Origin of the sequence: Romboutsia sp. (assembly GCF_035470145.1) — a bacterium.
Classification (GTDB): domain Bacteria; phylum Bacillota; class Clostridia; order Peptostreptococcales; family Peptostreptococcaceae; genus Romboutsia_D.
In genome coordinates this window covers 1-3,551 of record NZ_DATIRC010000365.1, presented here as the reverse complement: position 1 = coordinate 3,551, position 3,551 = coordinate 1, and the positions used below count along the sequence as shown (strand labels likewise).

Genomic DNA, 3,551 nt, shown 5'->3' with positions numbered 1-3,551 from the left:
CTTTTCTTCTTGCTTCTTTAATTCTTGTTGTCTCTTTTCTTCTTGCTTCTTTAATTCTTGTTGTCTCTTTTCTTCTTGCTTCTTTAGCTCTTGTTGTCTCTTTTCTTCTTGCTCTATCTTTGGTTCCTCTTGGTCTTCTTTATCTTGTTCTTCACCTTGGTCTTCTTTATCTTGTTCTTCACCTTGATCTTGTTCTTCACCTTGATCTTCCTCTTGATCTTCGCTTACATTTTCTTTACCTGAATATGCTTTTACTACTTCTTTATGTTGTGCTTTTGCTTCTAACATACTTTCTCTTGATACATTATAATCATTTAGTTTTAATTGATACTCTTCTTGAGCTTTTTTTATCGCTTCTTCATCGCCTATTTTAGATGCTTTTTTAAATTGTACCTTTGCCATATTTAATGCTTTCTTTTGTGCATTAAATTCATGTCTTTTTTGAACTAAATTTTTAACAGCTTCTTTTTTAGCTAATTGCATCTCAATAACTTGTTCTAATTTTGTTTTAGCTTCATCACTAACTGTATCTTGTAATTGTTCTAGTACTTCAATAGATTCTTCTTGTTGCTCAGTTAATTGTTCCTTTAATTTTTCAATTTCGTCTTCTTCTTTCTCAATCGTAGCTAATTCTTCATCAGTAAGTTCTGTTTTTTCATCTGCAAGTGTGTCTTCGTCATCTTCTTTTTGTGCATCTTCTATAATTTTATCTACTACTTCAACAGCTTCATTCATATTCTCTTGGTATTCTTTAAGTGCTTCTTCAACTAAATCTTGTTTTCCTTCTTCAGCCATAACTTCACTTTCGCCAAGTCTTTCTTGTGCGATTTCTGTTAAGATTTCTACTTTCTTTTCTTCGTCAGATGTCAATACTACTGATGCTTCATCAATTAGCTTGTCCATAGGATATAAAATACTATCTGGAGTGATTCCTGCTTCTTCCTTAAATGATATTGTGTTTCCTTCAGCTAAAACTGGAGTCGAAATGCCTAATGTTACAAATATACCCGTTAATAGTATACTTAGTTTTTTCATATGTACTTCCCCCTAATGTAAATTTAGTAATTCATATTTGTAATATTTCTAAAGATTTAACAAATAAAAAAGAATATCTATTTTTGATAAAATATCATAATTTGATAGTCTATATTAATCATTATACGTAGTATTTTTGTTCAACTTAATATAAATCTGAAAATTAATTATATTTAATTATTATCTTAAATATAAAAGCCGTAAATATAAGGAACTGATAATTTAGTTCCTTATATTTACGGCTTTTATAAAATCTCTTTTTTATGTCCTTTCATATTGAAGATACAAAAGCTTATTCATTAAATTTAATAATATATTATACTCCTAATAATTTTAGCACAATCTTTAGATTTATTAAAAATGCTTAATTTTTTAACGTCATAATTTATATCTCTAGTAAATACAAATAAATCACCTTTATAAATATCTATTGCTGAATCTAATTCTACTGTTATCTCTCCACTTACACAGTATAAAACATCTGCTATATGATTATATATTTGTTGTTTATTTATAAGTTTTATTTCTTTAGAACTATCACTCTTAACTAGTATATACTCCAAGTCACCAGTACACTTCTTATTCATCATAAGGTTAAAATCTGTTACTTTTCCATAACTTCTAGTTGTCCAATCTCCGCTAAAACTGTCTATATCAAATTCATTTAGTTCAGCAATATATTTCTCTTCATGTTCTAAAGTCAGCTTCCCATCTATAATCATTATCTTTCTATCTATTCCTGGTAAATGAGTAAATGTAGATTCTTCTACATCAACTCTAGCAGAACTAAGTCTCCATTTAAAATCAAGTTCACTGTATATAGATTCTTCTGGGTATATATATAATTGAGTAGTAGTACCTCCAGACCATTCACTTACTTTATGCTCTTGATTTCTTATAACTTTTATATTACATGCCATAGTAAATTCCCCCTTATTCCTATGAAAACAAAGTTTATATTAGATATATTCTCATTGTTAGTTTAAATTCCTTTTAATTAAATATATCTAGTATATTATGTATTAAGTTTTTAGCATATAATTATTGACTTAAATCAAAAATAAAATTGCGATAGTCGTGTATAATTATGAAGAATATAAATAAAAAACTCTTACTAAATATTATAGTAAGAGTTTTTTATTTATTAATTATACTATTCTCCTTTTTGACGCACTTTTTTAATAAGTCGTGACGCTAAGATATTTAACTCTACTATTATAGTAGTACTTATAGCTAACCAATAGTAACCTAATCCGATTGCGATCCCTACCCCAGCAAGACTAAATAATGTTGCCCCAGTCGTTAATCCCACAACCTCTTGATCATTTGTATCGTCATCTGTTGGTTTTGTGAAAATCACGCCCCCACATAAAAATCCTATAGCCGTAATTATATTTGCTATAAGACGTGAGGGATCTGATCCAGGTAAGCAATTTGCAGATATGATAGTCAACAAACAAACTCCAGTTATAAGATTAGATGTTGTCCCAACTCCTATTTGGCTGCCTCTCCTGGAACTTCTTTCAAGACCAACCAAAAATCCTATAAAAGATGCAAGAACTAACTTCAGTAAATGGTCAAGTAATAACACTATCAAATCACGCTCCTTCTGTTTTAAAATATAAAATCAATTCCGATTGTCGATTTTTTCGTTACTATATTTACTTCATTTAAATTTTATGTCTTTTTAATTGTCAATACATTTGATTATATCACAAAAGCCCTCATATATTGAGAGCTTTATAGTCTTATTTTATATCCAGATACCTCTACTTGGGTATGAACTTCATATTCTTTCAATCTCTTTGATGAACTATTATTCATATATATCTGAAAACTCAATGTGAATTTTTTCTATATTAGCTTGTTCAGAAAAATCATTTACTATATGTATATCCTCTTCTTCAGTAATAGTTTTAATAGGTAATTTAATGATAAACTCTGTTCCTTTTCCATATTCACTTTTAACAGAAATTTTACCACCATGCATTTCAATTAAAGATTTAATAAGAGATAAACCTATTCCACTTCCCTCATGTCTTCTATGTAACAAATGGTCAACTTGCCTAAACCTTTCAAAAATCATTTCTTGTTTTTCTTTTGGGATGCCTATACCTGTATCTTGAACAGAAATTATAATATTATCTAATCCATCATAAATTTTAACTTCTATTTCATCATTAGGTTTTGTAAATTTAATAGCATTAGAAATAAGATTTAGAATAATTCTTTCCATTTGCTCTGGATCAAAAGCTATAATTTTTTCTTCTACATTGGTATCAAATATAATTGTTCTTGACTTACTTTTTGCATATTCAACAGTAGATAAAGTTATATTCTCAACAGTTTCTACAATATTTTCATTTTGCAAATTTAATTGTCCAAATCCAGAATCTATTTTAGTAATGTCAATTAAGTTATTAACTAATCTTAATAGTCTATAACAATTTTGCTTCATTATATTTATGTGTTTATTAATTTTGATAGATTCAAAGTTTTCATTATCATTTTTAATA

At 27.8% G+C, this 3,551-nt stretch carries 4 protein-coding genes; all 4 read right to left on the bottom strand.

Annotation, left to right across the window (positions count from 1 at the left end; genetic code table 11):
* Nucleotides 1-1,035: DUF5667 domain-containing protein (locus VLM92_RS14470; protein ID WP_325277030.1), on the bottom strand; the 1,035-nt coding region annotated here is incomplete at its 3' end.
* 305 nt (nt 1,036-1,340) lie between these two features.
* Nucleotides 1,341-1,955 carry a HutD family protein gene (locus VLM92_RS14465; RefSeq protein ID WP_325277029.1) on the bottom strand — a complete coding sequence of 205 codons (615 nt, stop codon included), beginning with the start codon at nt 1,953-1,955 and terminating at the stop codon, nt 1,341-1,343.
* Between the two features lie 233 nt (nt 1,956-2,188).
* Nucleotides 2,189-2,626, bottom strand: coding sequence for an MgtC/SapB family protein (locus tag VLM92_RS14460; RefSeq protein WP_325277031.1), 438 nt, complete (start codon nt 2,624-2,626; stop codon nt 2,189-2,191).
* A 225-nt stretch (nt 2,627-2,851) separates the two neighbouring features.
* On the bottom strand, nt 2,852-3,551 hold a 700-nt coding region (locus tag VLM92_RS14455; RefSeq protein ID WP_325277028.1), incomplete at its 5' end, for a HAMP domain-containing sensor histidine kinase.